Here is a 3,881-nt window from a genome sequence, read left to right as displayed (position 1 = left end):
CCGCCGCCCCGCGCGGCGGCACCTCCCGCCCCACCGGCCGCGGCGCACCGCCGCCCCCGCCGCACCGCCCCGCGCTGCCGCTGCGGATGATCCGCGGCGTCTGGATGGGCTCGGCCCACCTCGTCGGCGGTGCCGCGCGCAAGGTCGGGCACGGCGCCCGCGACCTCGACCCCGCCCACCGGCGCGACGGGCTCGCGTTCACGCTGCTGGGCCTCGCGATCGTCATCGCCGCCCGCGAGTGGTGGAGCCTGTCGGGCACCGCCGGCGACGTCGTGCACTCCGTCGTCGCGGGGACGTTCGGCAAGGTCGGCGTCGTCGTCCCCGTCGTCCTGCTCGGCCTCGCGCTGCGGCTCATGCGGCACCCCGACCGCGTGCAGGCCAACTCGCGCATCAGCATCGGCATCACCGCGATCACGCTGGCCGTGTGCGGCCTCGTCCAGATCGCCTCCGGGCTGCCCGACACCGACGACTTCCCGGCGCTGCGCGCGGCTGGCGGCGTCGTCGGCTACCTCGTCGGGACCCCGCTCGCGAGCCTGCTCACCGCGGGCGTGGCGGTCGCGCTCCTGCTGCTGCTCGCGTTCTTCGGCGTGCTGGTCGTCACCGCGACGCCCGTGCACCAGATCGTGCCGCGGCTGCGCGGCCTCTACCACCGGCTCACGGGCGGGCACCCGGAGGAGGCGACGGACGAGGACGACGACGCGCCGCTCGTCATCAACGCGGGCCACACCGCGCTGCCCGAGGTCGAGGCGCCCAAGAAGCGCGCCCCGCGGCTGCTCGGACGCCGGCGCCGTGCCGAGCAGGTCGACGAGGCCGACGCCGACCGCCTCGACGCCTACGTCGGCGACGAGGCGTTCGAGCGCGCGGCGATGGTCGAGAAGCGGCGCCTCGACGCCGAGGCGGAGGCCGCCGCCGACGCGGCACCGGTCACCGAGCCCACCGCCGTCGTGCCCGCGCCCGTCGCCGAGCTCAAGGCGCCCGAGCCGCGCGGCGTGCCCCGCGGCGAGCAGCCGATGCTCGAGGGCGACGTGCTCTACACGCTGCCCAACGAGGACAGTCTCGCCAAGGGGGCGCCGCACAAGGTGCGGTCCGCCGCGAACGACCGCGTCGTCGAGTCGCTGACGACCGTGCTCGACCAGTTCGAGATCGACGCCAAGGTCACGGGTTTCACGCGCGGGCCGACCGTCACGCGCTACGAGGTCGAGCTCGGCCCCGCCGTGAAGGTCGAGCGCGTCACGGCGCTGAGCAAGAACATCGCCTACGCCGTGGCCAGCGCCGACGTCCGGATCCTGTCGCCGATCCCCGGCAAGTCGGCCATCGGCATCGAGATCCCCAACACCGACCGCGAGACCGTCTCGCTCGGCGACGTGCTGCGCTCCAGCGCCGCCAAGCGCTCCGAGCACCCGATGGTCATCGGCGTCGGCAAGGACGTCGAGGGCGGGTACGTCACCGCCAACCTCGCCAAGATGCCGCATCTGCTCGTCGCGGGCGCCACCGGCGCGGGCAAGTCGAGCTTCGTCAACTCGATGATCGTGTCGGTCCTCATGCGGGCCACGCCCGACGAGGTGCGCATGGTGCTCGTCGACCCCAAGCGCGTCGAGCTGACGATCTACGAGGGCATCCCGCACCTCATCACCCCGATCATCACGAACCCGAAGAAGGCCGCCGAGGCGCTCGAGTGGGTCGTGCGGGAGATGGAGGCGCGGTACGACGACCTCGCGATGTTCGGGTTCAAGCACGTCGACGACTTCAACGTCGCCGTCAAGGCCGGCAAGGTGAAGCCGCTGCCCGGCTCGGAGCGCAAGATCGCGCCGTACCCCTACCTGCTGGTCATCGTCGACGAGCTCGCCGACCTCATGATGGTCGCGCCGCGCGACGTCGAGGCGTCGATCCAGCGCATCACGCAGCTCGCGCGCGCCGCCGGCATCCACCTGGTGCTCGCGACGCAGCGACCCTCGGTGGACGTCGTCACGGGCCTCATCAAGGCCAACGTGCCGTCGCGGCTCGCGTTCGCGACGAGCTCGCTCACCGACTCCCGGGTCGTGCTCGACCAGCCCGGCGCGGAGAAGCTCATCGGGCAGGGTGACGCCCTGTTCCTGCCCATGGGCGCCGCGAAGCCCATGCGGACCCAGGGGGCGTGGGTCTCGGAGTCGGAGATCCACGCGGTCGTCGAGCACGTGAAGAAGCAGCTCAAGCCCGTCTACCGCCAGGACGTCGCCGCCGCACCCGCCAAGAAGCAGGTCGACGAGGACATCGGCGACGACCTCGACCTGCTGCTGCAGGCCGCGGAGCTCGTCGTCACGTCGCAGTTCGGCTCGACGTCGATGCTGCAGCGCAAGCTCCGCGTCGGGTTCGCCAAGGCGGGCCGGCTCATGGACCTGCTGGAGTCGCGGGAGATCGTCGGCCCCTCGGAGGGGTCGAAGGCGCGGGAGGTCCTGGTCCAGCCCGACGACCTGCCCGGGACGCTCGCGATGCTGCGCGGCGAGCCCGGCAGCGAGGACGACGGCGACGGCGCCCTGCCGGGCGACCCGCCGGTCGCCACCGACTACTTCGACGACGCCGAGGAGGACGACGCGGGACCCTGGTCCGGCGGCGGCCGATGAGCGCGACGCTCTCCGACCCGCTCGGGATCGTCGCCACCGTCATCGCCGTCGTCGCGATCCTCGCGCTCGTCGCGGTGCTGGTCCTGCTCGGCCGACAGCGGCGCCAGGTGCGCCGGGCCAACGAGCTCCTTGAGCTGTCCCGCGAGCTGCGCCAGCGCTACGAGGTGCTGCAGTCGGTCACCAAGGAGGGCGTGCTCGTCCAGTCGCTCGCCGGCCGCGTGCTCGACATCTCCGAGCGGGCCGCCGAGATCCTCGGCGTCGACACCGAGGCCGCGGTGGGGCGTCCCGTGACGGACCTCCCGCTCGTCCTGGTCAACGAGCAGGGCCTGTCGATGAACCCCGCCGCGGTGCTCGGGCACAGGGGCTCGACCCGCACCGGGTTCGCGCCGGGCGAGCCGGAGCTCGTGGGCGTCGCCATCGCCGGCCCCGCCGGCATGCACGTCCGCATGGTCCAGGTCGCGAGCCGGCTCGTCCCGGCGGGCGACGGCGAGAACCCCGCGGTCCTCACGACGTTCGTCGACGTCACCGGGCGCCGCGAGGTCGAGGCGGCCCTGTCGCGCAGCGAGACGCAGTTCCGCGTCGCCATGGAGAACGCGCCCATCGGCATGGCGCTCGTCGACCTCGACTGGTCCGTGGTCGAGGCCAACTCGGCGTTCGCCGACCTGCTCGGGACGCGCGTCGACGCGCTGCGCGGGTACCCCATGGCCGACCTCGGCGAGCCCGAGGGGCGGGCCGCGGAACGGCTCGCCGTCGACCGGCTGCTCGCGGGGGAGGTGCCGCGGTTCTCGCTCGAGCAGCAGTACCTGCGGGCCGACGGGCACGCCGTGTGGGTCGTGCTCGACGCCGCGCTCGTGCGGTCCGCGACCGGTGCCCCCGACCACTTCGTCGTCCAGGTCCGCGACTCCACCGAGTCCCGGCTGCAGGCCGAGATGCTCACGCACCGCGCGATGCACGACCCGCTGACGGGCCTCGCGAACCGCACCCTCATGCAGGAGGTGCTCCAGTCGGTGCTGGAGCAGCCGGGCGTCGTCGACCGGGTCGCCGTCATCGCGTGCGACCTCGACGGGTTCAAGCAGATCAACGACCGGTACGGGCACGCCGCGGGCGACGAGGTGCTCGTGCACGTCGCGGGTGTCCTGCGGGCCGCGACCGCGCGACGTGGCACGGTCGCCCGGCTCGGCGGCGACGAGTTCGTCGTCGTCGTGCAGGACACCGACGGCCCTCGCGCGGTGTTCGAGATCGCCGCCGCGATCCACGCCGGGCTCGTCGAGCCGGCCCGGG

Annotated in this window: 2 protein-coding genes; both read left to right on the top strand. The window is 73.6% G+C overall.

Features of this window, described 5'->3' with window-relative positions; translation table 11 throughout:
• Positions 1-2,600, top strand: a 2,600-nt coding sequence (locus CBZ_RS15170; protein WP_373862184.1) for a DNA translocase FtsK, incomplete at its 5' end; no start/stop codon positions are given.
• Positions 2,597-3,881 (top strand): sensor domain-containing diguanylate cyclase (locus tag CBZ_RS15165; RefSeq protein ID WP_130782349.1); only part of this gene is annotated, 1,285 nt, incomplete at its 3' end. The genes CBZ_RS15170 and CBZ_RS15165, both read left to right, overlap by 4 nt.

The organism is Cellulomonas biazotea, assembly GCF_004306155.1.
GTDB classification, from domain to species: Bacteria; Actinomycetota; Actinomycetes; order Actinomycetales; family Cellulomonadaceae; genus Cellulomonas; species Cellulomonas biazotea.
The sequence above is the reverse complement of the archived record's forward strand: the minus strand, read 5'-3'. Positions and strand labels throughout refer to the sequence as shown.